36 protein-coding genes are annotated in these 25,748 nt (G+C 53.9%); 16 read left to right on the forward strand and 20 right to left on the reverse strand.

Translation table 11 applies throughout. The features are described from left to right. Positions 1-73 precede the first annotated feature (73 nt). Complete coding sequence (locus FFR93_RS00660; protein ID WP_138391407.1) at positions 74-532, reverse strand: hypothetical protein; 459 nt, start codon at positions 530-532, stop codon at positions 74-76. 115 nt (positions 533-647) lie between these two features. Here FFR93_RS00660 and FFR93_RS00665 point away from each other — a divergent pair, with 115 nt between their 5' ends. Further along, positions 648-890, forward strand: a complete 243-nt coding sequence (locus tag FFR93_RS00665) for a hypothetical protein (protein WP_138391408.1) — start codon at positions 648-650, stop codon at positions 888-890. A 270-nt stretch (positions 891-1,160) separates the two neighbouring features. Continuing rightward, positions 1,161-1,343: a hypothetical protein gene (locus FFR93_RS00670; RefSeq protein ID WP_138391409.1), complete on the forward strand. Its 183-nt coding sequence runs from the start codon at positions 1,161-1,163 to the stop codon at positions 1,341-1,343. A gap of 5 nt (positions 1,344-1,348) precedes the next feature. Here FFR93_RS00670 and FFR93_RS40585 read toward each other — a convergent pair whose 3' ends face one another. Further along, positions 1,349-1,513 carry a hypothetical protein gene (locus FFR93_RS40585; protein WP_171049010.1) on the reverse strand — a complete coding sequence of 55 codons (165 nt, stop codon included), beginning with the start codon at positions 1,511-1,513 and terminating at the stop codon, positions 1,349-1,351. Between the two features lie 213 nt (positions 1,514-1,726). Here FFR93_RS40585 and FFR93_RS00675 point away from each other — a divergent pair, with 213 nt between their 5' ends. Continuing rightward, the gene (locus FFR93_RS00675) at positions 1,727-2,746 is read left to right on the forward strand and encodes an isocitrate/isopropylmalate family dehydrogenase (protein WP_138391410.1); all 1,020 of its coding nucleotides are present in this window, start codon (positions 1,727-1,729) and stop codon (positions 2,744-2,746) included. Here FFR93_RS00675 and FFR93_RS00680 read toward each other — a convergent pair whose 3' ends face one another. Both FFR93_RS00680 and FFR93_RS00685 read right to left on the reverse strand, forming a co-directional pair. Next, the gene (locus FFR93_RS00680; protein WP_138391411.1) at positions 2,747-3,583 is read right to left on the reverse strand and encodes a hypothetical protein; all 837 of its coding nucleotides are present in this window, start codon (positions 3,581-3,583) and stop codon (positions 2,747-2,749) included. A gap of 57 nt (positions 3,584-3,640) precedes the next feature. Continuing rightward, a complete protein-coding gene (locus tag FFR93_RS00685) occupies positions 3,641-4,033 on the reverse strand; it encodes a hypothetical protein (RefSeq protein WP_138391412.1) in 393 nt (130 codons plus the stop codon). A 168-nt stretch (positions 4,034-4,201) separates the two neighbouring features. Here FFR93_RS00685 and FFR93_RS00690 point away from each other — a divergent pair, with 168 nt between their 5' ends. Then, the gene (locus FFR93_RS00690; RefSeq protein WP_171049011.1) at positions 4,202-5,644 is read left to right on the forward strand and encodes an RtcB family protein; all 1,443 of its coding nucleotides are present in this window, start codon (positions 4,202-4,204) and stop codon (positions 5,642-5,644) included. Positions 5,645-5,652: 8 nt separating this feature from the next. Here FFR93_RS00690 and FFR93_RS00695 read toward each other — a convergent pair whose 3' ends face one another. Both FFR93_RS00695 and FFR93_RS41865 read right to left on the reverse strand, forming a co-directional pair. After that, positions 5,653-5,844, reverse strand: a complete 192-nt coding sequence (locus tag FFR93_RS00695) for a hypothetical protein (RefSeq protein ID WP_138391414.1) — start codon at positions 5,842-5,844, stop codon at positions 5,653-5,655. Beyond that, positions 5,844-5,966 carry a hypothetical protein gene (locus FFR93_RS41865; protein WP_281407894.1) on the reverse strand — a complete coding sequence of 41 codons (123 nt, stop codon included), beginning with the start codon at positions 5,964-5,966 and terminating at the stop codon, positions 5,844-5,846. The genes FFR93_RS00695 and FFR93_RS41865 overlap by 1 nt, the downstream gene beginning before the upstream one ends. Positions 5,967-6,125: 159 nt before the next feature. Between FFR93_RS41865 and FFR93_RS40590 the strand changes: the two genes are divergently transcribed. Continuing rightward, positions 6,126-6,290 carry a hypothetical protein gene (locus FFR93_RS40590; protein ID WP_171049012.1) on the forward strand — a complete coding sequence of 55 codons (165 nt, stop codon included), beginning with the start codon at positions 6,126-6,128 and terminating at the stop codon, positions 6,288-6,290. 33 nt (positions 6,291-6,323) lie between these two features. Here the strand turns inward: FFR93_RS40590 and FFR93_RS00700 are convergent, their stop codons facing one another. Continuing rightward, entirely contained in the window at positions 6,324-7,085 is a 762-nt protein-coding gene (locus FFR93_RS00700; protein WP_138391415.1) for a hypothetical protein, read from the reverse strand. A gap of 151 nt (positions 7,086-7,236) precedes the next feature. Between FFR93_RS00700 and FFR93_RS00705 the strand changes: the two genes are divergently transcribed. Both FFR93_RS00705 and FFR93_RS00710 read left to right on the forward strand, forming a co-directional pair. Beyond that, complete coding sequence (locus FFR93_RS00705; protein ID WP_138391416.1) at positions 7,237-8,028, forward strand: hypothetical protein; 792 nt, start codon at positions 7,237-7,239, stop codon at positions 8,026-8,028. Beyond that, positions 8,028-8,453 carry a hypothetical protein gene (locus tag FFR93_RS00710; RefSeq protein WP_138391417.1) on the forward strand — a complete coding sequence of 142 codons (426 nt, stop codon included), beginning with the start codon at positions 8,028-8,030 and terminating at the stop codon, positions 8,451-8,453. Before FFR93_RS00705 ends, FFR93_RS00710 begins: the two co-directional genes overlap by 1 nt. A gap of 130 nt (positions 8,454-8,583) precedes the next feature. On the opposite strand, the gene FFR93_RS00715 is transcribed toward FFR93_RS00710, so the two are convergent. Continuing rightward, positions 8,584-9,183 (reverse strand): HAD family hydrolase, encoded by a 600-nt coding sequence (locus tag FFR93_RS00715; RefSeq protein WP_138391418.1) that lies wholly within the window; start codon positions 9,181-9,183, stop codon positions 8,584-8,586. Between the two features lie 74 nt (positions 9,184-9,257). Between FFR93_RS00715 and FFR93_RS00720 the strand changes: the two genes are divergently transcribed. After that, positions 9,258-9,620 (forward strand): hypothetical protein, encoded by a 363-nt coding sequence (locus FFR93_RS00720; protein ID WP_138391419.1) that lies wholly within the window; start codon positions 9,258-9,260, stop codon positions 9,618-9,620. 2 nt (positions 9,621-9,622) lie between these two features. On the opposite strand, the gene FFR93_RS00725 is transcribed toward FFR93_RS00720, so the two are convergent. Further along, the gene (locus FFR93_RS00725) at positions 9,623-10,951 is read right to left on the reverse strand and encodes a hypothetical protein (RefSeq protein ID WP_138391420.1); all 1,329 of its coding nucleotides are present in this window, start codon (positions 10,949-10,951) and stop codon (positions 9,623-9,625) included. A gap of 124 nt (positions 10,952-11,075) precedes the next feature. Here FFR93_RS00725 and FFR93_RS00730 point away from each other — a divergent pair, with 124 nt between their 5' ends. Further along, positions 11,076-11,729: a SpoIIE family protein phosphatase gene (locus FFR93_RS00730; RefSeq protein WP_138391421.1), complete on the forward strand. Its 654-nt coding sequence runs from the start codon at positions 11,076-11,078 to the stop codon at positions 11,727-11,729. A 52-nt stretch (positions 11,730-11,781) separates the two neighbouring features. On the opposite strand, the gene FFR93_RS00735 is transcribed toward FFR93_RS00730, so the two are convergent. Together FFR93_RS00735 and FFR93_RS00740 are read right to left on the reverse strand one after the other, a co-directional pair. Continuing rightward, positions 11,782-12,891: a hypothetical protein gene (locus FFR93_RS00735; protein WP_138391422.1), complete on the reverse strand. Its 1,110-nt coding sequence runs from the start codon at positions 12,889-12,891 to the stop codon at positions 11,782-11,784. 77 nt (positions 12,892-12,968) lie between these two features. Beyond that, positions 12,969-13,451 carry a hypothetical protein gene (locus FFR93_RS00740; RefSeq protein ID WP_138391423.1) on the reverse strand — a complete coding sequence of 161 codons (483 nt, stop codon included), beginning with the start codon at positions 13,449-13,451 and terminating at the stop codon, positions 12,969-12,971. A gap of 212 nt (positions 13,452-13,663) precedes the next feature. Here FFR93_RS00740 and FFR93_RS00745 point away from each other — a divergent pair, with 212 nt between their 5' ends. Beyond that, complete coding sequence (locus FFR93_RS00745) at positions 13,664-14,392, forward strand: thioredoxin domain-containing protein (protein WP_138391424.1); 729 nt, start codon at positions 13,664-13,666, stop codon at positions 14,390-14,392. A 10-nt stretch (positions 14,393-14,402) separates the two neighbouring features. On the opposite strand, the gene FFR93_RS00750 is transcribed toward FFR93_RS00745, so the two are convergent. The 5 genes from FFR93_RS00750 to FFR93_RS00770 all read right to left on the reverse strand — a co-directional run bounded on the left by FFR93_RS00750 (position 14,403) and on the right by FFR93_RS00770 (position 17,269). Then, positions 14,403-14,708, reverse strand: coding sequence for a hypothetical protein (locus FFR93_RS00750; RefSeq protein WP_138391425.1), 306 nt, complete (start codon positions 14,706-14,708; stop codon positions 14,403-14,405). Between the two features lie 100 nt (positions 14,709-14,808). Then, positions 14,809-15,048 (reverse strand): hypothetical protein, encoded by a 240-nt coding sequence (locus FFR93_RS00755; RefSeq protein ID WP_138391426.1) that lies wholly within the window; start codon positions 15,046-15,048, stop codon positions 14,809-14,811. 71 nt (positions 15,049-15,119) lie between these two features. Beyond that, complete coding sequence (locus FFR93_RS00760) at positions 15,120-15,800, reverse strand: HD domain-containing protein (protein ID WP_138391427.1); 681 nt, start codon at positions 15,798-15,800, stop codon at positions 15,120-15,122. A gap of 60 nt (positions 15,801-15,860) precedes the next feature. After that, positions 15,861-16,601, reverse strand: coding sequence for an ABC-three component system middle component 2 (locus FFR93_RS00765; RefSeq protein ID WP_138391428.1), 741 nt, complete (start codon positions 16,599-16,601; stop codon positions 15,861-15,863). 17 nt (positions 16,602-16,618) lie between these two features. Beyond that, entirely contained in the window at positions 16,619-17,269 is a 651-nt protein-coding gene (locus FFR93_RS00770) for a hypothetical protein (protein ID WP_138391429.1), read from the reverse strand. 123 nt (positions 17,270-17,392) lie between these two features. On the opposite strand from FFR93_RS00770, the gene FFR93_RS00775 reads away from it, so the two are divergent. After that, a complete protein-coding gene (locus FFR93_RS00775) occupies positions 17,393-17,731 on the forward strand; it encodes a hypothetical protein (protein ID WP_138391430.1) in 339 nt (112 codons plus the stop codon). A gap of 5 nt (positions 17,732-17,736) precedes the next feature. Here the strand turns inward: FFR93_RS00775 and FFR93_RS00780 are convergent, their stop codons facing one another. Beyond that, entirely contained in the window at positions 17,737-18,066 is a 330-nt protein-coding gene (locus FFR93_RS00780) for an integration host factor subunit alpha (protein ID WP_138392850.1), read from the reverse strand. A gap of 86 nt (positions 18,067-18,152) precedes the next feature. Continuing rightward, entirely contained in the window at positions 18,153-18,332 is a 180-nt protein-coding gene (locus tag FFR93_RS00785) for a hypothetical protein (protein WP_138391431.1), read from the reverse strand. A gap of 405 nt (positions 18,333-18,737) precedes the next feature. On the opposite strand from FFR93_RS00785, the gene FFR93_RS00790 reads away from it, so the two are divergent. Genes FFR93_RS00790 through FFR93_RS00800 form a run of 3 tightly spaced genes read left to right on the forward strand, consistent with a single transcriptional unit; the run spans position 18,738 to position 22,513 of the window. Then, entirely contained in the window at positions 18,738-19,916 is a 1,179-nt protein-coding gene (locus FFR93_RS00790) for a hypothetical protein (RefSeq protein ID WP_138391432.1), read from the forward strand. A gap of 12 nt (positions 19,917-19,928) precedes the next feature. Then, positions 19,929-21,098 carry a DUF6384 family protein gene (locus tag FFR93_RS00795; protein WP_138391433.1) on the forward strand — a complete coding sequence of 390 codons (1,170 nt, stop codon included), beginning with the start codon at positions 19,929-19,931 and terminating at the stop codon, positions 21,096-21,098. A 17-nt stretch (positions 21,099-21,115) separates the two neighbouring features. Continuing rightward, a complete protein-coding gene (locus FFR93_RS00800) occupies positions 21,116-22,513 on the forward strand; it encodes a hypothetical protein (protein WP_138391434.1) in 1,398 nt (465 codons plus the stop codon). Between the two features lie 56 nt (positions 22,514-22,569). Here FFR93_RS00800 and FFR93_RS00805 read toward each other — a convergent pair whose 3' ends face one another. Both FFR93_RS00805 and FFR93_RS00810 read right to left on the reverse strand, forming a co-directional pair. Further along, on the reverse strand, positions 22,570-23,199 hold the full coding sequence (locus FFR93_RS00805) for a hypothetical protein (RefSeq protein ID WP_138391435.1): 630 nt from the start codon (positions 23,197-23,199) through the stop codon (positions 22,570-22,572). A 567-nt stretch (positions 23,200-23,766) separates the two neighbouring features. Beyond that, entirely contained in the window at positions 23,767-24,126 is a 360-nt protein-coding gene (locus tag FFR93_RS00810) for a hypothetical protein (RefSeq protein WP_138391436.1), read from the reverse strand. A gap of 115 nt (positions 24,127-24,241) precedes the next feature. Here FFR93_RS00810 and FFR93_RS00815 point away from each other — a divergent pair, with 115 nt between their 5' ends. Next, a complete protein-coding gene (locus FFR93_RS00815; protein ID WP_138391437.1) occupies positions 24,242-25,324 on the forward strand; it encodes a hypothetical protein in 1,083 nt (360 codons plus the stop codon). Between the two features lie 54 nt (positions 25,325-25,378). Beyond that, on the forward strand, positions 25,379-25,705 hold the full coding sequence (grxD, locus tag FFR93_RS00820; protein ID WP_138391438.1) for a Grx4 family monothiol glutaredoxin: 327 nt from the start codon (positions 25,379-25,381) through the stop codon (positions 25,703-25,705). Positions 25,706-25,748 lie beyond the last annotated feature (43 nt).

The following is a 25,748-nucleotide window of genomic DNA, read 5'->3' on the forward strand; positions in this document are numbered from 1 at the left end:
GGGTGGCTTCCGCATGTGATTGGCAGCAGTGTGTGCGACCCATTTTCGGCCGCCACCCGTTTCTTGCGTTGTGTCAGATTGCAGGCGCTGGTGTGAGTTCCGGTTCCTTACGTAGCCAACCGTGGATGTGAGACCGTTCCGTCTGGATGTCCTCCACGCCCACCTTCTTCCAGAAGGGGACTTTCGACTTCTTGATGTCGACGATTTTGACGTCCTGCTTTGCCGCTGCGTGGATGGCTGCGACAGCCCTCCTCCCGTAGCCGTTCTTGCGAAGCTCTTTGTTGATTTCCAGTTCGATGAGGGATTCGATTTCGCATTCGCCCCCGTCTTCTGTCGGGAGCTTGATGAGCATTCGAACCTTGCCGACCTGCAGGTCTATCCCGGTCTCAAGCTTGGACTTCGTGTCGAATATGCCGAAATTGCAGACGAGCTTTCCGGGAGGATGCAAGGTCGGATGACGCCAGCCGCCAAAAATGCCGATGTCCTGGTTTGCCCATCCAAAGCAGTCGAGTGGTAGGTTGTAATACTTCATGTTCCGGCCTCATAGGGGTGTGTAGATTAGTGTGGCCTGGTTGTTTGAAAGTTTCGAGGCTTGTGACGAAGTTTCGTTTCGCCTATCTTCTACCGGTCGATGCATGGAGCTGATGATGTCGAACGTCGTAGGTATTGGCGGTACAGCGTCCGTTGAAACGGTCGAGGATTTTGTTCGCCGTCGCGGTTCGGTTACAAGCCATGAGGTCGGCCGCCGGTTCGGTTGGACATACGAAGATGCGCACCGTCACATGAAGAAGCTCCAGCGACAGGGTGTTGTTCATGGTGAGACTGGGAAATCGATGACCAACGGGGGTGGTCGTGATATTTTCTGGTCGATCCCCAAGCCTTCGGAATAAATTTCCGTCCAGCACGAAAAACATTTGCGCCCATAGAAATTTCATCTAATGTTAACCTTGGTCGGTTAATTGTAGCCGATATCTCGCGGCTGGGGATTTGTCCCCATTTTTGGATAAGGAGGTTGCGATTATGAAAACTAAAAATTCTCTCGTGGCTTTCCGTCTCGCGCCGCTTTGTTCTGCGACCAATATGCGACTTTGTTCGCTCTAAACTGTCGCTAAACCTTTACAAAAATCATCTATATTTGCCCGCACGGGCAGGAGACTCTTATGAAGAGACAAGAAGTCGTGTATGACGGCGTGCCCGTCGGAATTGTTATTCCTCAAGATGGCGTACTGCGATTCGTCGCCGTGAAATTTCATGTCATCGATCTAGACAAGAAATTATTCAAGTCGCTCGGTGAGTTGAATAACGCCATCAAGGCTCATTTGGAAATGCCGGTTGCGGCGTGAGGGCGCTAGGCCGTCTTTTCGAGCATGACACTGTCGATCTCGAAAAGTGGCGTTTGGCCGTTGATTTCGTCCAGATGCACAATGGCCCTGTTGGTGTCGGTGATTTTCAACACTGTTGCACGCTTGTAAATCCAGGTTGACGACTGATTTGCGTCTGTCTTTGGGCTCATCCTCATTGCTCCCGTCGGGGTAGCTAGAAGAAGTGCTTGGTCCTTCGGGGTTAAGAGATTGCCGTTGACGTCCAGGGCGGTGTGCATGTGAGATTACCGGGTCGCATATCACTTTTCCTATGTTAGCCGGATTTAATTTCGAGAATTCCGCCGAAATTTCATTGATGCGGTGGCGCAGGACTTCTACATGAAGGGTAGAAAAGGAGTTCTGACATGGCAGATGGAAAAAGGATTGCTGTAACGCTCATCCCTGGTGACGGGATCGGTCCGGAAATCACGGCCGCAACCAAGAAGGTGCTCTCGGCGCTTGGTGCTCCGATTGTTTGGGAAGAGCGATATGCAGGGGAGCAGGCTTTCCGGTCGTATGGCCAACCCTTGCCAAAGGAGACGCTCGATAGCATTGCAGCTACCCGTTATGCTCTGAAGGGTCCTCTGTCGACACCTTCGGGTGGCGGATATCGGTCGGCGACCGTCCAGATGCGCGAGAAATTCAAGCTTTTCGCGAATGTGCGCCCGGCAAGAACTCTCTTCCCGGGGCGCTTTGAGAATGTCGATATCATTCTCGTTCGCGAAAACCTTCAGGGCCTTTACGCGGCCAAAGAAATGTGGATTCCGGAAGGTGATGATGAGCACGCCACGGCTGTTGCCACCGCTTTCAATAACAAGGGAAATTTGAAGCGATTGCTTCGATTTACGGCCAATATGGCTGTCGAAAAGGGTCGTAAGCGCATCACCGTCGTCCACAAGGCCAACATCCTCAAGATGCTGACTGGCATCTTCCTCGAAGCCCTGGAAGAGGTGCGCGGAGAATTTTCGACGCTAGTCTTCGATGACATGATCGTTGACGCCTGTGCGATGAAGCTGGTTACTCGGCCGGAAACCTTCGACGTCATCATTACCACCAATCTCTTCGGTGACGTTTTGTCGGACCTGATTGCTGGCCTTGTCGGTGGGCTCGGGGTGACTGCAGGTGCGAATGTGGGCGACGACGTCTTTCTGTTCGAAGCCGTTCATGGATCGGCACCGGATATTGCCGGAAAGGGCATCGCTAATCCAAGCGCGATGATGATGGCCGCCGCCATGCTGCTTGATCAGATCGGTTCGCCGGAATTGGCTGAGCGTTTGCGTGCTGCGATCTCGGAAACGATCACGGCTGGTGAAGGTACCGGTGACGTGGGCGGTCAGAACAATACTGAAGGCTTCACGAACGCGCTGATAAAACGCCTGGCCTGATCAGCGAAAAGCAGGGGCGGCATCTTCCAGTGTCGCCTCTTTGTCTTCGGTCATCTTTGCCAGCTGTGCATTGACGAATTTCTTGGTGGCCGTGTCATAGCTGCCCCACATGTCATCGAGGTCGAGACCACCCCTCGGAATGGTCCTGAAAACGAGGCCGTGATAGTTGGTGTAGGCGCGCACGGCCGTCTCTATGAACGTTTCATTGCCGCGCGTGGATGCTATCACCTCGTCCCATCGAGAGCCGAACTCGTTGCGTCCGACATCCCCATATCTCAACATAAAGGCGAAACCGCTAGGTCTGATCTTGATTTGTACATCGTGATAGGTGGCGGTCTCTTTTCCATGCACACTGTTCAGAGCCACGGCCATCTGTAGTTTCTGATCTTTTGGTGGTTCCAGAAGCTCGGCAAGCGCTTTCTCAAATTCAGCCTGGTTCTTAAATGGCTCACGGACTCCCCAATCTCTGTGGACAGGGTACAGAATGGTTGCTTTCCCGTCTGGCAGGATATCATGATCCCTACGCCATTTTTCGACGATTGGGTTTTCGCTCTTCGACAGAATTGCGTAGTGGAAACGGTGCTGAAGGTCCGCGAGAGATGTAATTGGATAAACCCCGGAAAACCCACGACAGCTTGGCTTCATGCTCAGAACTTCGAATACGCCTTGGTCGCCCCACCGAGTATCTGCTCGATATTCGGCACCGGTAGCTGTCATCCAGCGAAGGACCTGGAAGGCCTGTTCAATCGTATACGGATACGGCCATGAGTGGCCTGGCCTCAGAAACTCGATGAGCGAGACCTTGAAGCGGCTCTGGATATCTTTCGTCTCGGTCATCTGGGTTCTCGGTTCTGCAACAGGATAGAAGCATGTTCCGATCAAAAGCCGCAATCTTCAAGCTTTCGCGGCTTCCTCCGCCTCAATAAGTGCAACAAGCCGTTTGCCTCGTGCTTCGAACTCGGCCGTAGAGGAGTTCGCTCTAACCGCATTCAGCCTTGCGCTCTCTCGGTCCAGCTTGAGGGTGAAATTATTCATAGAGAAACCGGACCAGTCGATCAATCCGATCTCGACGGCAGCGTGAAGGATTTGTGGAAGCTGATTACAGCGCAGGCCAACATTGGTTTGCGAGAAGGTGAGCGCAGAATTGAGATCGTCGGTTAAGTGGCCGGAGCAATCTTGCAGAGCGCGATCCAATTTGCCGCCATGATCCGGGAATGTGCGCCGGTCGCCTCCAAGGAAAAGGAGTGCTATAAGGTCCATGGCGAGATCGTAGTCGTCGTATGTCATCGCGTTAACTCCTTTCCCATATGGGACACCTGGCATCTCACGCCGTCAAGAAAGGAATTCCGCCATTGTTTTGAGTTCAATATTGAATGACAGAATTTCTTATGATAAGAAGCTTTTATCCATAAGCACTGCGGCTGCTGAACCGAGTTGTCTTTATGGAGAATGATCATGTTTACAGAGCAAAGCTCTGCGATTACGCGCGACCATATCAATGGTCAGGAAGTTCACTCAGTTATCGCCAAAAACGAGCCATTGTCTCAGCGAAGACGTGCGCTCGACGATTTGTCGGCGGCGATCCCTCTACCCAGCGACTTGCCTGAAGAGGTCGGAAGCATAACGTCCATCGCAACGACGCCGGATTTTCATGCTGGCAAACCTGTGCCAGTTGGTGTCGTCGTCGACACTCAAGGAATGATCATGCCGCACCTAGTCGGGAACGACGTTGGCTGTGGAATGCATATGCTTGTCCTGGAAGGTGTGAAAGCCGATGAGCTTTCTCCTGAGTTGGAGAATGCCTTGCGGTACGTCCATTTCCAGGGTGGTCGCGGGGTAGCACTCAATGGTCGACACCGCCACGCCATCCTCCGGGACGGACTGCCGGGGCTTGCTGATGCCTTGAAGGCGGAGCGCCATGGGCTTTTCTCCGACCTGTCACTGGATGACATGTGGGGCGATATCGGTCGAACATGCGATCTGGGTCGCTTCGAGACAGTGGGTGTCGATCCAATGTTCGAGCGCTACGGTGATGTTGACGGGGGAGTTCAGTATGACGCCATCCTTGGTAGCATTGGTGGTGGCAATCACTTCGTCGAGTTCGGCGTCGTTGATCGCCTGGCTGATGGGGCCCACGCCCGATCCTGTGGTGTAGCGGCCGGATCGGTGGTGTTGGTCGTTCATTCGGGTTCGCTCGATTTTGGGCAAGCAGTCGGAAGCTTCGCCCGGGAACGCCTCGCCGAGGTTCGCCAGCCCGGAGTGGATCATCGGGTGTTGTCGGCAGAAAGGCACCCTGCCCTCTACGCGCGCTACGTCAATGGCCTTGCGAATGCTTGCAACATTGCGTTCGTAAACAGGTTCCTGATCGCGCTGGCGTCGATCAAGGCACTTGAAAGCGTACTGGGACGGTCAGTAGGCCGACGGGTCGTCTATGACGCGCCTCACAATGTCCTGTGGGAGCGGAATGGCTTTGCAAGGCATCGTAAGGGTGCATGCCCGGCGCGAGGGCCTGGTGAGCTGGAGGGATCGCCTTATCACTGGCTTGGCGAACCGGTGATCCTTCCCGGTTCCATGGGGGATGGGACGTGGCTTCTGAAGGGTTGTGGGTCTGTCGACGGGCTCCAGTCTGCTGCCCATGGTGCTGGGCGGAAGTTGTCACGTCAGGAGGCGCGGCATCAGGCAGTCATTCCGTCGGCCCTGCGGGTCGTCGGGCCGGTTGATCTGAATGCGGCAGCACTCAAGTCAAGGCCGGACATCAGAAAAGAGGCGTCCGGCCGACTTCTTGAGGAAGCGCCAGGTGCCTATCGGTCAATTGATGATGTCGTTGATCCGATGGTCGATGCGGGCCTGGTCTCGCGGGTGGCGAAGATCAGACCAATTCTGACCGTCAAGGGATAGGAGCTTGCTCAGGAGCGGAGGCTATCAAGCAAAATTTGAGCGCGTTGGCGTAGGTCGTCAGCGCGCTCTATACGTTCAACGATCTCTTCGTTGCTGAGCCTGGACAGGTTCTCTGTCAATCGTTTGTGGAGCGAAGGGGCAACGCCGACTGCAGAGATCGCGCGCGTGATAAGTTCGTCACGCGCCTGATCATCCGTCATCAGACGTGGCTCCAGGTTGCGACCAGAAAGCCGCAGTAGCTGAATAGGGCGAGCAGAGAAAATGCGACGCCGATATCGAACACATCATCGGCGTGAGACAAAGTGAACTTAAGGAATTTCATGGCTTTCACTCCACTTTAGAATGCATCTAATGTAGGGAATGGAATTATTCTCGTCCAGAGGAGTTCCGTCAGAAAGGCATGGCAGCGTTGTGAAAGGAATTCTTGTTTGAAGTTTTGCTGCGCCGCACACTTAAGACACTTCAATATGGAGAGAATGGCATGTCCAAGGTTAGTGTCTTCAAGCGCATTTCGAACGCGATCAGCCTATTCGGCTCAGCCATCGAGGTTTCAGCGGCCGTGGAAGGACGTCGGACGCCGAAGGCTTCGCAGCTTCGGGAGCTTGGGATTGATCCTGCCGCGTTCGCCAAGATCAGGCATTTCTGAGCTTGTGAATGGGCGCTATCGCTGCGCCCTCCCCTAGACGTCGCTTTCTTCGTGCGTTTGGACGCGCAAACCTTTCCCGGTCAATGAGCCGTGAAAATATCGTCCGTTGACGAGGCGTATGCCGAACCAGGCGTGTTCGTCACTCATCATCTCGATGTGGACGTTGCTGACGCCTTGGGCGAATAGTTCGTCAAGGTCCTCTGCCGGAGGCGTCGAGCTGGTTTCTCCCATGCCTCTGCCGAATTCGATGTAGGAATCATCTCGCCGCTGAATTGTCTTGCGTGTTTTCAGGGATGGTAAATGCAGTTTCAGGAGTCTTGCCCTGTCTCGGGCTTCGGTGAGGTCGTGGACCGCTTTCCAAGCCTCTGCGATTTGGTCATCGAGTTTACTCGCGAGGGCGTCCGACGCCTTCGCGAGGAAGTCAGTGATCACGCCGGGTTCTCTTAGAACAGCCACCGCCAGCGCGATCACGTCTTCTTCTGGTGCAATCGTGTGCTCCGTTTCAGGAGTATAAAGATGACGTGTCGTCCAAGTCAGTTTATCGATGGAAAAATCACCGACATCGACAGGCTCGGTCGATATCTCACGCTTGATGATCTCAAGGTCATTGTCGAGTTCCGATGTGTCCGGCAAATTCCTGAAATTCGAAAGCACAATGTCCAGCTGATCGCCATTCAGGCAGAGCGTCAGGTAGTTGACCCCGTCGCGATGGGGTAGCTCTATTTCGTCGCTAATAGCGAGCGTAGAACTCTGTCCGTTGATGACATGCTCATAGCATCGAACTTCAAAATGCATGGGATTTTCTCGTGATCGGCTACCGGCAGACAGCCTACGGGTTTGCCCTCTCAAGTAGCAAGAGGAAACTTCGTAAAGACGTTCGCCCGGGTTGTGGAATGCTTTGGCTATCGTCAGTTTTGGATAAGTGATTTCGAGCGGAGTGACGCAAGTGGCGAAGATCAAACCTGTGGTAACTGACATTCCTGGTGGCAACTACTCAAAATACGGATTTGGCACCTTCCCCATTCGAGAAGACTGGGACGTCCGTAATGCGGCTGTTCAGCGGGTCCTGTCGATCCTGGATGGAAACACGGTCGAAAAGGACAATGATACCCTGGCGGCGCTGAGCACCGTTAAAGGCTTGTTTTCAAGGGTTTACGTGCGAGACTGCTGGGATTGGTTTACGGTCTGCAGGCAACTTGCCTACCCGGGTCACGACCTGTCCAAGGAGATATCCCTTGCCCTGGGCAACTACCGCGCTGCCATCCTCAGTGATGACGCTGGTCGGCAGGCTGAACTTTTTTCCAAGCTGAGTGAACTGCCAGTACCGGAAATGTTGGAGCATTTCATTGACCTGAACGTCAAAGGAAAGCACCTTATCGACGAGGCCGGGTTTGCCTTCATTCTCTGGTCTCAGAGCAAGGCGAACGAGTATTTTGTCGGCGCGACGACCAGAACCATCGACAACACGCTGAAGTTTGTCAGGGAACGGTTCCCAGAGAATGCTCCCTATGGAGTCGTCGGTGCCTATCTCGTCGATGATGCTCTTGAAGTTCGTGATCTCCTCAAGAATGAAATGGAAGACCTGTACGCCTACCGGGGGCTCTACAGGGGCGAACTTGTAGATATCAGGGAGCGCGTTGAAAGCGTCATTCAGCGTCACCACCAGCTTCGCAATTCTCCTTGGGACGGTGCTGATCCCGAGCTTGAGGAAACTGTCGAACAGGAAATGGCTCTCTAGTGCTATCAATGATCAGAATAAAATCGGCTGCAGAGCCATATGACAAGGCGGGCCTGGAGCGTGATCTGATTGATCGTCTTGCCAAGGCTGTCGATCCAGCTGCCTTCAGTGACACCGTGCGCGAGCACTTCATTGAGGCCTCAAAGACCGGACAACCCACGGTTCAGACATTGCATTGGATGCCAAGGATCATGGAGGCTCGAAAGGTAGCGTCCAGGGTCATGGATGTTTTGAAGCCGACTGAATACATGCTGCATGCGGCTGATGCGTTGCTAGGAACCCATCCGGACGCAACGCCGGAGCAGATTTTCAATATGATGATCTACGCGGAGCGCGATATCGCTTTGCGCAAGTCTTCACCGGGTATCGATTTGGAGGATGTTCCGCCAGAAGAGTACCTGGAGCCGGTTGCGACCTTTGGTTGACAATGACAAGGAAGTGTTCAACCCTTATTGGACGCTCAAATACCAACTGTCGGATATGATGTGAGAGCGAAGGGTGATGGGAGCGCGCTGGCTACGCGAAAAGGAACGGGGGCCGACCTCGTTCTCTCCTTCACCGCACACATACGACGCGTTCAAGTGCTCGGCCTAGAGCTGAGAAAAGCGTATCTCCATCGTTTCTCCTGATGATCTCTGAATTCATGCCGAATTCGCGCGGTCCAGTGCCGTCCGCCAAGGGGGTGTCGCCGATAAAGATTGCGTGATCAGGCGAAATTTTTAGGCCGTCGCACGTGTGCTGGTAAATGCGCTGATCCGGTTTGAAATAGCCGGTTTCAAAACTGAAAGTGAAATGGTCAACTTCGGGCAGGAGTTCTCTTGTCCTTGCTCCATATGCGTGACCAAGATTGCTGCAGATCGCAACAAGGTATCCTTCGCTCTTGATGTGCCTGAGGAACGGCTGCGTGTCCTCAAACGGCGAGAGGTTGGCAACCTCTGCATCTAAAGCCCCCATAATGTCGTCGCCTACAGTGGGTAATCCGAGTGCTTCGGCCAGGGCGGGAAGGTTGTCATTCAGTGTGAGTGCAAGATTTCTGGCTGCCCGGAAGTCGGAAGCTCCTGAAAGAACGGAATGATACGGACCGTTTCTCGGCACCGGTTGGATGACGGTCCCGAAGGCGTCGAGGATGATCGCTTTCACAGAATGGTGAGGCATTTCGTTATTTCCTTCTGTGAAAAGCTACCACAGCGGCTAAGCTGTACATAGACGAACTTCTTAGGGAATTTTGCATGGACCGTTATGTGATCGAGCATGGTGACGTGTGGTTGAAGTCGGAGACGAAGACAGTCTTGTCATCCGGCCTGCAGCATGTCTGTCGGGGAAGTGAGCAGTTGGCCATTGCGTTCATCGACGATCAGCTTTTGAAGATGGGAAGCGAGGCTTCTGTCCGTTCGTGGGTGGAGAAGAACCGTTTGAAGGTCATTGGCGATGGTGAAATTATCGTGGTGTCGATGCCAGTTGCTGAAGCGACGGTTGCGGAATTCAATGCCTGCAAAGAGAACCCGAACCGCGTCAAGGCGTTGATTGAGAATCTGACGCGGCTGGGAGTGGCTGATCCGTCCCTCTTTGACATTCCGCGATACCCGATCTGAAATCAGGGTTTGAACGAGGTGTCCGGTTCGATATCGGAAAGCGTCTTGAACGCGATGCCTTTTTCGATGTCCAGGCTCACGTGGTCGCCATCCTTGAAAGATGCCTTGGCAGACGAGACCCGCACAATCAGCAGATTGTCTGCGAGTCCATTTACCGCCAGATGCGACATCGCTCCACCTTCAATCACGATTGTTGCGGTGGCCTTGAGTGCGATTTCGTAGTAACGAACGCTGGCATTGGGGACGACAGCGATAGTGTTGTGCTCGACGTCGTCAGCAGTCTTACAGAACTTGATAACTCCAGAAGCGGCAGACTTTCCAGCCGCAAGAACGTGGAAATGCGTGCCGGTCAATTCCATCTGCAGGTCTTCGGATATCTGCCACATCCGCTTGTCGAGGTCTTCTCCCCAGAGGTTTGGGTCTAAAAGTCCGGCCGCCAGCATCCAGTCCGTATGGGTCGGATCATCCATATTGAGCTTCAGCCCGCTTGGGTTGACGGGTCGCCAATTAGGAATAGAGGTCTCTACCTTTTGGTATTTGCGCAGATGTCCAGCTGCCCAGACGATCAGCGGGGCAAGGGGCACCTGGCGGACGCCGATCTTTTCGCCGAAGTCGATTGCACGTAGCCCGTAACCGAGGTCTTGATTTTGTTTCAGAATAGCGGCTTTGCGTTCCTCTTCGGGTGGCAGGGTAGAAGTCTTCTTCTTCGGGAAGAGCCTCTCGTGGCCGGTGTATTCAAGGCATGACAGCCGTTGTTCGGCAGCGGCCTGCGCGTTAGGCGCGGGTTTTATCCAGCTTGGCAGGTCGAAGGTGGGTTCGAAGATCACAGCGAGGGTCTGAATATCGTCGCCACCATTCGTCGCAGGAACGTCGCAGAGGATGGCTTTTGCCAATCGGTTGCCGTTGGCGTAAAAAAGAGCCCTATTCATGAGTTCGGATCGGTCGAAATTTGAAAGGCTTGCTTGATCTTCCGTCGAAATGTCGTCCGGTAGGTATGCTTCGCCGATCTGATCGTGGGGGCCGTAGTCAGTGATCACAGAGATGGGACGATACATCATGCCATCGATGAGGATTGCTCCGTCGTACATCTTGGCAAGATGGTCGCGATAGGTCGGGTCCAGATCGTCGACATAGTCAATCCCGTCGGGATCGGTGGTTCGGCCGATCAGGGTTTTATTGCCTTTCAGGATTTCAATAAGCGGCTCGTCGGGAACATCCGGGAAAATTTCTTTGGCGTCGTTCAACGCTGACCGCCAGTCCCCACGGTGCATCAGTCCGCGCACATGCTCGATGATAGCGGGGCCAGTGGTGGAGAAGCTCAAAGATGGCATTGCAGAAATCCTGGTTGGTTTCCCAAAACATAGGGGTCGAGAGCGAAAGTTCAAAGCCTTGGGTCTTTACGAGGGGTGTTGTTTTCCTTGTAAACTGATGAACTGAGAACTTGATGGAAAAGATATGAAGCAAGCTTTTGATTGTTCGGCCCTGGTTAAGCCTGGTACTTTCCGGGGAAAAACGGCCAATGAAAAGGGTGACGACAGGGTTGGTTACAAGGCCATGGATGGCTTCGGGGCCTTTTACCTGGCCGACGGTGCAACTGGGATCGGCCTTGGCGCGGAAGCTGCTGATGCCTTCATTGCTGCCTTAGGAGACGCTGAGCAATATCAGTATCTTACGGCGGAATCCTGTTGTGATCTGTTGAGACTTGTTGATGAGGAAGTTTCCGTCAAATTGAAGTGTAACGGCGACACCACCGGCATCTTGATCGTGACCAATGGTGAAGACCTGTGGGGTGCGTCAGCCGGAGATAGTCGAGGAATGCTGTACAAGGCAGATGGTGTTGTGGAGTTGACCGGTTGGCAAGTTCGCAAACCAAGATTTGGCAATGGCGCGACCCCGGTAGGGTTTAAAGGAAAGGTGAAACCTGGTGAGCGCCTGCTTCTGGCTTCGGATGGCCTTTGGGATTTTGCTCAAAGTGGTGTGATCGGTGAGATTGTCCGTGGTGCAGGATCGGCCGAGGAGATCGTTCATAGGCTTGAGCAGCTTGTGCGGTCTCAGAATGAAGATCGCTTGCCGGACGATCTGTCGATCATGATGTTCATCTTCGGGTGATGGCCGACGTTAGCGTTCATTGAGCTGTGACCATGTGACCGCCTTGAGAACGTCACATGGTCAATGTTGAAGGCGTGTTCTCAATCAAAGCGGTTGCGAAGGGTAATCCGGTAATCTCCATTTCCCCGCGTTTGACGGAAATTACTTGACTGGGAGTTACCCTGAACTCTGCCTCCCCGTGCAGGTATTCCGTGGTGTCATACAGACCGACATCACACGCGACCAGGCCGATCTGATCGATGTCGATTGCAAGAAGGGCTTCCAGTAATTCGTCTGGATTGACGAAAACCGGGTTGGATTGCCGTTCACTGGCATAGAGGTAGAGGCGCAGCATCTTCATGGCATCGGCCGGGTCGCTCAGTGTTTCGATGTCCTGGCTGCCGAAATGGTTTCGGAAATCGTAGGTCGTGTCGATCCCCTCCTCCCGCATGGCAGCGAGGATGTCCAGAGCGGCGATGTTGCCGTGCGCAATGTGCCAGGCCGTGTGAAACATATTGGCCGCATCCAGAGCAAGGTCAACTTCTGCTGTCATTGAGATTGTGTTCAAGGTGCCGAATGCTCCCAGGCCCTTTCGGTCTGTGGGGCGTTCTGATGAAAAGCCATCCTTGCAGATGTCTGTAGCATATAGGGTGGCGTGCCAAAGCGTCTCGACAGGTTCGAAAGGTGGCTTCCACTTATGTGGGCTAAGAGAGTTGCTGAGATCGATCCAGTGTCCGATCCTGGTGGTGATTTCGGGCAATACCAAGCGCGCTTCTTCGTGAAGCTTTGCGAGGTCGGACAGGGCTTTTGCCAGGTTCCTGGCGGCGACGAACTCTGGGTCTTCCTCATTGGCGGGATCGCCGGTGACAAATCCGTACTGCGCGGCCCCTTCGTCAAATCGCGCCATCAGGGAGAGAAAAAACTGTTCCTCGTCTCGCAGATACCTGACGTTTTGCGCGAATGAGTGCACGTAACGGGCGAAATCGCCCGGTTTTTTCGTTGCGGACTCGGTGGCAAACTTCAGGTCTTCAATTTGAAGATGTCGGATGCTGTAGGTGGCGAACCATTTGGTTTCCAGCGCGTAGGATTCGCTTCCGTTATCCGGATCGAGTTGTCGTGTGATGTATCTGAGAAGGTCCTCACCAGTTGCGGCGTTCCTCTCCAGGATGTCCAGTGCTGCCATGGCGACTTTCTCCCATTCCGCAAGTTTGCCGTGGAGGGTCGACATGTAGCGCCTGATGTTGCTCGGAGGTGTCTTAATCATGGGGTCGGTGTGTTCGAGCGTTCTAAGGTGAGGACCTGGCTGTTTCGAGGAATGTCGTCCCAATAAACCGTCGCGAAGGTAATTTTGCGATCTTCCCCTTCCCTCACTTCGCGAAGATTTTCATCCGCAAGCGCTCTGACTTCGTCGGCAATGTCATTGAGATATCGCGTCACGTGGCAGAAATAGAAGACTTGGGTGCCGGTAACCTGTCCTTCCTTTTCGTAGGTGGCCGTTGCGCTGAACGCGTAGCCAGACCCGTCGTTGCCGTAGCGGCTCGGTCTGAAGATGCCCATCTTCATCTCGTAATCTTGTTGGCTATCGCAATGAGCCAACACCAGTCTCTTGTCTCCCTTGTACCCTATGACGATTAGCCACCCTGCCTCCATCCGCGCGGTGACATCATCGCATTCATCGCGGAGGAGCTTCACCTGTTCGTCGGTCAGGCGCTTGGTTTGTTCGCTCGCGGTCGTGAGGATCATGACTATTCTCCCGTTTCTCTGAATAGAAGCAAAACAGGCAGCGTTAAACAAGAGGAGCATCGCCAAGGTCGGGAAGGAGCGCCCGCTCAAGCTTCACGACTTATTGTTTGATGGAAGTTTTGCTTTGACTAAATCCTGGACGAAAGCAGCTTGCACATGTGCTGCGATGCCGCAACAGTAAAGGAATTAAAGTTTCCAGTGAAGGAATTCCTATGAGCAGAAAGACGCGCGAGCAGGCTGCAGTACGCCTGGCTGAGACCAAGATTCGTGAGGCCCGGCAGAAGAAGGTTCGTGTGATACGAAATAGTGTTCTGGCTGCGGTGGGCCTTGCGGGCGTCGGCGCGGTTGCCTACGGCTCTATCTCTTATGTGAACAAGCCGCTGGAGGCGGAGCGATCTGCGACCTGGGACACCAAGAACGTTTACCCGAGTGACATTTCCTTTGGGAAGGCTGACGCACCGGTTCGGATTACGGAATACGGCTCGCTAACGTGCGTCCACTGTAAGAATTTCCACGACAATCACCTTTCGGACTTCCTGAAGAAGTACGTCGACACGGGGAAAGTTCACTTCGTATTCCGTCATTTCCCATATGATCAGGCAGGTCTGGCTGGTGCATCGTTCGTCACCTGCTTGTCAGTAAACGAGCGCGCTGTTGCAGTTGAAAAGATGATGGAGGATCAGTCTGATTGGGTTCACGCGTCGAACCCAGCGGAGGCTGCAGCTGATGTCGTCGGCCTTGAAGGTGATCGGAAGTTGAAGGCTGTTAGCTGTGCTGCGGACCCTGCGACGTCTAAGACGATCTCGGAAATCGGGATGGAAGCCTCTCGTCACGGCGTTTCCGCGACACCGACTTTCGTTGTTGGGAACAATGTTCATGGTGGCTTTATGGGAGCGTCAGCTCTCGGTGCCTTGGTTGAGCAAGAGCTGACGCGGAAGTAATATCGCCGGTTCACATGGAAGGCGATGATGGCTGGGCTGTCATCGCCTCATGCCACTCAAGGAATTCCTTGCCGATTTTCACTTCGCCAGGGGCCGTCGACTTCAGCGTGACTTCAACTTCGCTTGGGTCGATAGAGGCAAGCGGTTCCCCATCGCTTGTGCATGCAAAAAGCTTGAATTCACCGCGTCTCTCAAGCTGGTAGCAATATAGTCTACGGGCTTCAGAGCGGAAATAGACGCGGCAGTTGCCGTTGTCTTCCTCCAGATATAACAGCGTCAGTTCCCGGTTTTGTGACTTGCTGGTTTCGGTCGTCATTTAACATTTCTCCTGAAAAGCATGTCGGGATCGTTAATGCTTTATCAGAAAACCACAATAGCCCCGTGCGTTTTCCATGATGACTCGAAATTAAATTTGCTTACATCCGCATCACGGGTGCAGCTTCGTCGATCTGAGCCTGACGGGCCTCTGCCTGAGCTGCGGCTCGGTGTGAAAATGCCCACATGGAGTCGTGGATATCGGCACCGTATTCGGGGGCCCGATTATCACCGGCAATCTCGATGCCGTGTTCTCTCTCCCGGATCGCTGTGATACGAGCCGAAGTCTGTGGCGTGATCTTCGATCTGATACGGTCATTCAGTTTTTCGACAAAGCTCATCGGTTTTCCTTCCCTTGCGCCTCAAGAGAAATATAGTCTGTCGGCGCAAGAAAAGTAAAATGTTGCTCGTTTTAGCCGACAGAAAGGCCCGTCAACGAGCTATCCTCGTATTGATTTCGCAGTGCGATGTTGAGCTGGATGTGTTTTGCCTGCATCAAGAGATTGCCCTTGATGTTCTCATAGGCACCCCATTGTTCGGGAAATCTTTCCCTTGCTTCCTTGAGCATCGGAAGGAACCAGTCGGTGATGTCGATCAGGTAGTTTTCCTGCTTTTCGGTGGTCCACTCCGCATCGCTCATGGTCAGGATGTTGTGGCAGCGGTCGATACCTTTAGCGATGCTGGCAATCGGGTCCTTGGCGATGTTTGCGAAATAGACCGGGTAAGGAATTTTCTCACCCTTGTACACTTTCGTGAGGGCCTCGACGGAGTTGCGAATCCGCTTGCCGAACAGTTCCTCGATCTTCTCGTAGGTGACGTCGTAATCTTCGCAAACGTCATGCAGGAAGATGGCGGCGAGTGTCTCTTGTGGATAGAGTAGCCCGCTTTCCAGGGATCGGGCGTAGTTTGCAATGAAGACCTGGTGAGAATATTCGGGTGCGTTTCCGCCCTTCCGCATCCCGGTGTGATATTCCCGGGCAAAGTTGAAAGCTTTGAGCGCCAGAAAATTGCTATCGCGTCCAATCGTGCGCAGGTAGGACTTAATTTCGGTAATTTGCTTCTCGTAGCTTGTTTCCGGGCGAATGAATCGCATGACGATCTCCTTGATACTGTTTCAGTTGACCGGCGGCTGGAGCATTCGACAAGCTCGATATCAGCCGGTGGTGGTAGGTGTGTCTCTCAATTCTGGTCTTAATTTCAGGAGGCCTGTGTAAAGGCTCAGGGTCGAGACAATCTCCTTGGTCGCCTTGGCATGAACTGCCTCGAAATAGGAAAATGGCGGAATAACCGATCCATTGTCGTTAGAGGCTGCTTTGAGGTCGATCTCTAGAAGGCTTTGGAAGATTTCGCTGGCGTCCTGTAGACCTTCAAGTCGGAGAATGTCGCTCTCGTAGGTGGTTTTTAGGGAGGCGAACATCTCATCGGCCTGTGGTGGCTGTGCAGAGAGGCTTTCCTCAGCCAGTGATAATGCAGTCCGTCTCATCTCGCTTGTGAAAGCTTTCGAGCCAATCTGCTTGGCGCGCTGCTTCATCCACGCCGAGGCCGATTGGATTCCAGTCAGGTATCGCGTTCGATAGGGATCGCCATCGTCTTTATTGGTTGCGGAATACACACCATTTTCATCGGAGATCAGTCCCGCCGCTAACAGGAAATCCAAGGCATGTGCGATGGAGGTTTTGCGAACATTGTAGGCTCCTCCTCTTGCAGATGTCACAGGGTGGAGACTTTGCGGTCCGTCGACATCTCCAGAGAACACCGCAAAGAAATCCATGAGTCGCAGCGTCTCGAAATCGAAATCTTGTCCGTAATGGGTTTCAAGAATGATCAGGAGCCGCATCGCGGTTTCGGTCAAGCCGTTGAAGGTTGCAATCGGGAACGACCGCTGTGTTTGCATCGGCTTGATCTTCCTTGTTAGTCGAGCCCGCCCTTGATGTCGATCAGTCGGTGAAGCATCTCGGTTTCTTCGTGAGCGATCTTTTTTCGGAGGGCCCGTAATTCCTTCTTCTGCCCCTTATGTTCAGGTGCTGTCGGAAAGATTTCAAGCGATTTTGCGCCGGTTTTTTCGTCGATTCTCTCGACCATGTAAACGTCACCGTAAACCAGGTCTGCGAGCGATTTTGCGTGTGCGAGGTCAGCGGGTCGAGTGATTGTCCACCACCTGATGAGCTGGATCATCTCTTTGCGAAATGCGACTTCGTGGTCGATCAGCTCTGGGGAATTATTTCCTATAGGTGCTGCCTCTAGGTCGCGTGTCTCGGTTTCCAGCCGATCTAGGGTGTCAAAGCGGATTTTCATCGAATTCATGAGGATCGAGAACGAAGCGTGAAGAATGAGCCGTTCTCCCATGTGGGGACCTGGCTTAAGACCCGTATCGATCATATGGAAACGATAGGACGGATGAAACCTGTAGAGTAACCGCAGCTTACGCCGATGAATGGCCCGACCGAGCTTCCAGAGGGGCATAATCGCGCATGAATGCCACCACTTGCCTCGGTTCGGCCCGTAGATATATACGCCGAGGAAGTGCGACATCGAAGAAGAAAAGTCGAAAAAACGCCGCATGAAATGCTCAAACGATCTGTGGAGATTAAGGTATTATTTACTTTGTCGTGACCACCGGGTGGTTGCAAGTTGTTTTGTGGCCATATCCTTTCTATATCGACGCCAGGATAGAAGGGGACGGCCATGATGGATCGGGAGCTGGGTTTTGATCTCTATACGCTCAGGCTACTGTTTCTCGTCCTGTTGACGGTGACGGTTTGCTCTTGCACGGTCCTAGCGTCGCTTGGCTTCTATAAAATCCTCCACTATGACCTGTTGCAGGGTGTTCCTTCCTGGCAGGGTTCCGTTTTGTGGGTGTCCTGCATCTATATCGGCTTTTATGTGGGTATCCGTGCTATCGGTCGCGCGGGGTGGACGGCGTTTGCAGACTCTGCCGACAAAGTAGCAAATGGCGAACCCAACATCTTTGCTGAGTTGGCCGCGAGCGATCTTCCTAATGTCGATAACTTTGGGCGGCTCTGACTGCTTCAAGCCTTTTTTCGTTGAAGCTTGCGGGCCTTCAAATTTCCCCTCAGCACCGTTGATTTCAAGACGTTAGAAGCCTTGAACGATATCACGGTCCGGGGTGAGATAACCTTCTCTTCCCCTGTCTTGGGGTTGCGGCCAAGTCGCTCGTTCTTGGCCCTCACGGAGAACGTAGCAAAGCCGGAAAGCTTCACCTCTTCGCCCCTGATAAACGCGTCTGAAATTTCATCCAGTATTTGGTCGACCAGTTCCGAGGCCTCTGTCCTGGTGAGACCGACTTTCTTGTGTACGACCTCCGAGAGGTCTGCACGGGTAACGGTGTTGCTCATGATCGTCCCTCTTCGCGTCGCGGGAGCGTAGAACCTTGACAACATCAGGTCAAGATTGGCCTGGCGCTTGAGGCAAAAAGTCAGATGTCTTACGACTGCTGCCGCTCGTGCGGCGAATTAGCCGTGGCCTTTACGATCTCATCGCGATGATACCAGCCATCGATGTCGACAACAGGTGGCGTGAAACGCGGATCGACCGTCGCGGTGCGCGTTGCCCGGAATGCGGACAGGGAAATGACGCGCGTATTGGCTCCAACTGCAATGTTCATAGCAGAACTCCATTGATTAACGACTCTTATCATGAGCCGAAGTTCGGCGGGAGTATGCGGCATAAAAAATAATCAACATGCCTATATTCCAGGCAGTTAGTGACGTAAACAATGGTCAATGTGCAAGATGCTCAGGATTTCGCATGCGTTAAAGGAATGCTATAAAACAGGCGTATGCGTCGTCCTGCCCTTCGGTTCGGGTTGCCGTGGAAATCCTCTGCTGAAGCCGTGTCTGCGCTTTTGATGTGAAGGAATTCTTCCGATGTTCGATGCTGAATTCCTATTGCTCCACCCGTCACTCCAAAGATTTCCTTGTTTCCGGTCTCCGCGCCCTTGTAGGGGTTCTCGTTTCTCATTAAGTAACGCGACAGAAGTCAGATTTCCGCTAACAAGAGGGAAAGCAGGATGAATGAAATCGTAACGGTTGGTTCGCAGGCGCTGCAGACCGCAATCGACAAGATCAAGGCGCTTGGTCTCCGTACGGAACCCAAGGGGCCGCAGGCAATCGTCACGATTATCGAGGCGATCAAAGATGTCGATGAGGAAATGGCGCTTTTCGTTGCGCGCACGCTCGCTGAACAGGTCATGTTCGACGGCTTGGTCGTGTCCAAGATTAGCGGCATCGCAGTCGGTGACGACTACAAGGAAATCAACGATGCATTCACCTCTATCCGTGAAGAAGCCAAGGCTGCTGTGACGGATGCCGCGAGCGGCAAGGAAAAGGGTTTCTTCTCGTCCATCACCAGCTTTTTCAAGGAAGCGACCGAGGGCGACATCGCAGACCGCTTCAAGAAGATCGAAGATCGCTTCGAGCAGGTCACAATAGCGCTTGAGGCACAGCTGAAGGGCGAGGCTGAAATCCTTGCTGCCTACAAGCTTTTCCGGAATGCTTTGGGCCGTTCGCACGTTGCTGCGCTCGAAATCAAGAAGAAGCTCGACGTTATCCTGGAGGATGTCAAGGCAAAGGCTGCAGCTGCCCAAGGTGCCGTTGATGCGGCACCAGCCGATGACGAAGCAGCTCGCGTTACCCTGGCGCTTGAGCGCGATGCCGCAAACGATCAGCGTGATCGAGAAGAGTCTCGTTGGCAGGTTGCCAAGGACCTGGCGGAAAACCTGCAGATCGCCTACAGCGTGACCGAAGTCACCATGAAGAAGCTCGAAGATACGAGCAAGCTCAAGGATCGCATCTGGCGTCGTGCAGTGACCTTCTTTGCGACCAACCGCTCGACGCTGGCAGCACTCAAGGCCAACTACTCGGCGACCGTCGGTCTTGCCGAGGGCACCAATGCCCTCGACGCGATGACGGACGGCGTGAACAAGTCGCTTGAAGACCTCGCTGACGTGACCGGCAAGGTCAACGAGAAAGCAATTCGTTCCGGTTATGGCGCGACCATCGATCCGAACTCGGTTGCCAAGCTCGTCGACGCTCTCATCGCGGAAACGGAGCAGAGCATTCCGTTGATCGAGGAAATGCGCAACGTCGCAACTCAGAACGCCGCCGACATCACCGCCAAGGTTGAAGAAGGCAAGCAGCGTTATTCCGAGCTTGCGAACAAGTCTTCCCAGATCAAGCTCGCCGCCTAACGGAGCAAGTCGATGACAGCATTGGCATCAGCACATTCCCCGTCCTTCAACGACTTGATCGTGGCGTCTGACATTGTCGACACGATCAGGAACGACGAACGCCTTATCGACCACGAACTCGGCAGCGAGGATCGTAAGAAGGCTCTCAAGGCACGTCTGAAGGACATGTATAAAGCGCAGGGAATGGAAGTTTCCGACGCTGTCATCGAGGAAGCGGTTCAGCGTAAGGATGCTGAGCGGTTCATCTTCAAGCCGATGAAGGCAGGGGTCAGTCGCTTCCTGTGGACGAGCTATGTTCGTCGCAACAAGTATGCACTGAGGCTCTCTGTTGCCGTGGGTGTGGTTGTTCTCGGTGTCGTTGGTTACAACGCTGCTCAGTATCAATTTGTTGAGAAGCCTGCACTTGAGGCGGCTCGTCACCTTGAACTGCAGCTCGCTGAAGTCCTTCCGAACCGCCTGAAAGCAGTCAGTGAAGATGCCCTTGCCAGTGCTACCCGGCTTCAGGACGAGGTCTCCAAATCCGAAATCGCGGCCCAGCAGACAATCGTCAATAGCGCAATCCGTGCTCGTGACGCCTTCGCTGCGGAAAATGGTATCAAGGCGATTGATGAGCTTGGTCGCACGCTGAAGGAAACGGAAGCGCGCCGGACTCGGCTGGCTTCTGCCAAGCAGATCATCGACGCCGAAGCGGCCAAGGTTGCCGGTCTGAGCGTGGATGCGAATGCTCGCGAGGCCCTCAATCTTAAGCTTCACAGTATCAGCCTGGCTGCGGAAAGCGCGGACGCATCTTCCCTGAAGTCTGCGATCCGTAACTACACCACTACGCTCAACTACGTCCAGTCGACCTATGACATCCGGATCGTGGATCGTGAGGGTGAGCGGTCAGGTGTCTGGCGCTACTGGGAGCCGACAGGCGAGAAATATTATTACCTTGTCGTCGAGGCGGTCGATAGGACCGGCCGAGTGCAGTCTGTCGACGTGAAGAATGTTGAAAATGGCCGGACATACAATGCCAGTACCTGGGCTATTCGCGTTCCGCAGCGGACCTATGAAAAGGTCGGGGCAGACAAGCAGGCCGACGGCGTCGTCGACAATACGAAGGCAGGTGTGAAGCCTGCTGGAAGCATTGATATCCGTTGGGACCTCCCGACGATCAATGATCAGCGCATCACATCCTGGTAAGCGAGGGGAGCTATATCATGTCTTCAGGAAGCAGCGTCTATCGCGAATTCGGTTCCCATCGTGAACGTCTGGACGAAAATCGTCGCCAACTCGCAGATCAGGTCCTCGATCTTCAGCAGGATAATGAGGCCGCTCTGCGTGAGGAGAGCAACCTCTGGAGCCGGTTTGCCGCTTTGCATATCGCCGAGCCAGTGCAACTGCCCGCCTCCGTTACCCGCGCCCTCGACGAGCGTAAGGCGCGCGTGGAAAAAAGCCGCGCAGCCGCGCCAGAACATCAACGCCTGATCGAAGTCGCCAAGAAACAGGCTGGCATCTATCAGGGCAAGATGGATCAGCTTCAGGGCGAAATTGATGCACAGGAAGCTGAAATCCGGGCGGTTTACTTGGCCGATGAGCGAGTGAAGCCGCTTGTCGAGCGTCTTTCCTTGCTTGAGAGCGCCCAGGAAGAGTGGGAACGCAAGTATGCTCGTGCGGTCGCCGAGCGTGATGAAAAGCGCGTCGCCTATGAAAACGACGAGCATTTCGTTTACCTGCGTGGCCGTAAGTTCGGCGCATCCGACTATCGCGGCACCTTCGTGTTTAAAGTCTGGGATCGCCGTCTGGCCCAGAAGATCAGCTATGAAGAGGCGAATGGAAACTACGAGCGCCTCCTTGAAATCCCGGAATGGATTAAGGCTCGTTCGGAGGCTATGCAGCCTGAAATTTCCGATCTGGACACGAAGGTTCAGGTGCTGGAGCGTGAGTTCTTCCAGGTCATGGATGTGAAGCATGAGGCATTGGCCGACCTCAAGGCGAAGCGCGATGCTGCCTTGAAGGAAGCTGACGATCAGGCGCAGGCTCTCGCCAAGATCAATCAATATTTGGCCGACGCTGCTCTCGCGCAGGACGGCGATCTCAAGGAGACGGTCCGTCAGTTCACCGATATCCTGAAGAAGAACGGTGTAGATGATCTTGAAGCCTTGGCTCGCAAGACATCCACGCCGGAGGACGATGAGATTGCACGTCGCATTCAGCGTCTTCATGACGAGGTCCATGCCCGCGAACAGCAGATTGACGATCTCACCCGTCAGATGGCGGCAGTCGAGCGGAAGATCGCCGGTCTCCGGAAGATCGAAAATGAAATCGACAACAACAATTGGAACGGCTCCGGTCATAGCTTTTCCGGCATCAACGTCGATCTGCTGGTCAACGGGTTCATTCAAGGTGTCATGAACGAAGCCCTGATCATCGGTCAGTTGGAGAGCGCCCATCGTCGTCCGCCGCCACCGCCTATTCGGAAGTCCCCGTCCTCCGGCGGCTTCAGTTCTGGCGGGGGTTTCGGCTCCAGCCGTTCCAGTTCTTCCAGCGGTGGTTTCCGCTCGGGCGGTGGGTTCGGCGGCGGAGGTGGTAGCTTCAAGACCGGTGGTGGGTTCTAAAATTAAAGGGGCGGCGCAATAGCACCGCCCCTTTTTCCTGTACCCGATCCCTGAAGTCAGGCCGCGAACGGAAGGCGGACGCCGTCTTTCCACGCAAGGCCGTAGTATCGCGCACGATTTTCCGGGTACCGTTCTGTCTGCTCGGCATTTTGGCGGTTGGCGTCGCTCAGGGCTGACGAAAGCTCGACCTCGTTTGCATACATGCAGAGCCGACTTTGTTCGAGTTCTGTCTCGGACGGGTACGGATATTCGATCCAAAGCTCGTAAGGCTCGCCTGGAACCTCCATATCCTGGTTGTCCAGGGCCGTCCAATAGATGTCGCCGTCATCCGGGTATAGTGTTGGCTGGTCGATATGAGGCCAGATCGTTTTGACGAGATCGGCGAGAGGGATCGTTTCGAACTTCCGGGGCAGCACTGCGGTAATCCAGAAATTGGTATCGCCACGGATAAGAAGGGCTCCTTCCTCGTAGGTGGTGTCTACCTCTCCGTCGTCGGTCTTCGTCGTGTACCCGGGTTCGATAAACTCACGGGTAAAGTCCTTCCATGGTGGATTGATCCATACCATCCAGGGGCCGTTTGACTTATAGGTCGCGTTGATCTGCCGTTCGATATCGCTTTCATCGGCCGGTCGTGGATCGACCGTCAGGCTCGCAAGGAAGACTTCAAGGTCGCGAATGTCGCTCATGTTTTTGTCTCCATGCAAAGACTGTGTTGTCGATATGATCAGGATACAAGACAGGGTCAGGCAATCCGTGGACACTCACTTGTGGTGATGACCCTTCAGTCGGCCTGGTTGAGTGGTTTGTCCATCTGAAACAGCCGTAATCAGTGGAAAAAGCCCGGCATTACAGGCCGTGTGGCCGTTTACCCTTGCGTTCCCGGTGAGCATTGCCGTCACCATTGATTCTGCGTTGCGCAACGCGGCTAGATACCGGCAGCGGCTTCATGGGCTGCATTGACGCACGCCGCCCAAGCGTCGAGTTCCTCGTTCGCGGTTTCAGCTGATGGGTTCCGCCTGAAGGCGCGCTTGGCCTTGATGTGTCGCTGCTTGATGGCTTTTGGAATGATTGGCCAATGAACGGCGCAAAGCCACTCGACCGGATAATAGATTGTTCGGCCGTCCTCGCTGATTGTCTCGCATTCCAGGCGTCTGGTTCGATTGCAGAACGTGACGCTGCAGTGGGTGCGGGATGGTCGAGAGCCTGGGAGGTCGAGTTGGGCTTCAATCGCCGATGGAGTGTCGACCATCGGCTTAGTCGGCTGCGTCGTCGGGAAGGCTGAGTTTGGATAGAAGCTCCGCCTTTCGGGCTTCACGCCGGGCAAGAACGCGGCCTGGAAGTTCCAGGGCGAATGCGACTGCGTCGTCTTTCGCGAGATTAAGGTCCGTCCGTATGGGGCACTTAGGGTTGGCTATGACTTTATCGACGGTCGTCTTGTACTGACGGGGCATGAACCGAACGACAGTCCCATCGTCCGATAGCGCCCTGCCCCGGTTCGGTAGCTTTTCTATGCATAGTCGCATCCCGTCCAGGTAACCCACGATGGAGTCCTGCTGGTCTAGCCAGGTAATTTCCCGGTCGTGATGAAACGACCGCGTCTGAACAGAAGCCATGTTTGTATCCAACCTATCTCTCCCTTATATAATTCATCAAAAGGATTTCTCAAAGTGGCAAGGTGTTCTTGACGCTGCCAACTGATCAAATCCTGAGAAAGTCCTGGAGTGAGACATGACGCCTGAACAGATATATAACCTGCCATCGAAAAGTGGTGAGCCGTGGAATGAAGTTGCTCCGGCGGTCATCGATGGCGTCTTCGACCTAAACTATTTCAGTGAAATCCGCGATATTGAGACGACGGACCGTCTGATCGTGCAGACGAAGATGGAATACGTCTTCGACCGTGGTGAGCAGGCAACGTCGGTAAAGGTGTTGGAGTTCGATGGTTCTCCTTTTGCGATCTATATCGCGAGCGGCGAATACAACGCTCATGGCCACGCTTTTGTCACCGACCGCGATCTTTTCGACGCCGCCAGAAAATACGTCATCGACGGCCTTCATCCGGAAAAGGCGGTTAAGGTCGTGTCGACTGAACGTGATTTCTTTTCCGGTTACGAGAATGCGAAGGTGGTACAGGTTGACGGCGTTCACAAGCTGGTAGATGTGTCGTTCGTCAGTCGAAAATCGGATAGACTCCTTTTCGACGAGGAAAAATTCAATCCATACAGGCTTGAAGATCGGACGCCGAAGAAGCTGTCACAAGCAGTGACCGCGCATTTGGATGTTGAGGAAAAGTGTGCGGTTGAACACAGGTGCCGTGATGATTTGATCGTTGCGGTCTTCATCGTGGATGGTGAGACCTACTTTGCCCAGATCGAGGGCATTGAGCGGGTCCTAGTTCAGCGGGGTCACATCGAAATCTCGATCCGTTCGGTCGGCCCGGCAAGCTTTTACGGTTCGGCGGTGAACTTTTTCAAGAAAGGTCGTGTAACTCTCGATGATCCGGCAATTCTGGAACTTCAGGAGGAGTTCGCGCTCTCTGCTGAAGATGCCCGGGCCGCGCTTGTGATTTGGCTAAAAGGCGAGCGGGACAGTATCTTGGCCTCCATCGTCGAGCAGCAGCGTTCGATCAAGGGCCTTGCTGAATGGCGGGGCCATCAGCGCGAATTTTATCATGTCTGCAAGCTCATTGTGGAGCGTCCGGAGAGGGTTAGATATTGCGGCGACAGTGATCGTGATCTTGAGCAGGCAAAACACGTGGTTCGAAGCCTGGCGGATCGCTTCGAGGAGCCTGCGGCTGGGTTGAAACCTTGACGTGGCTCACCGCTCTTCAAACAATTGATGAACGCTTTCACGAAGGAAATAAATATGTCTGATATTCAGCAAAAGATCGCCGCCAAGATCGAAGAAAATGACGTCATGCTGTTCATGAAGGGCGTGCCTCAAGCGCCGCAGTGCGGGTTTTCCGGTGTCGTCGTGCAAGTCCTTAATGCGCTTGACGTGAAGTTCGCGTCGGTGAACGTGCTTGAAGACTACGAAATTCGGGAAGGGATCAAGGATTATTCTGCTTGGCCGACAATCCCGCAGCTCTACGTCAAAGGCGAGTTCATCGGTGGCTGTGACATTGTCAGAGAAATGTTTCAGTCGGGTGAGCTGAAGACCCTATTCGTCGAGAAGGGGCTCATCGCCGCCTGACACCGGAATGAGATTGTGGTGATCGAAGGGGCTGATCTGTTAG

The sequence above is a fragment of the Rhizobium sp. MHM7A genome, from assembly GCF_005862215.1.
GTDB lineage: Bacteria > Pseudomonadota > Alphaproteobacteria > Rhizobiales > Rhizobiaceae > Rhizobium > Rhizobium bangladeshense.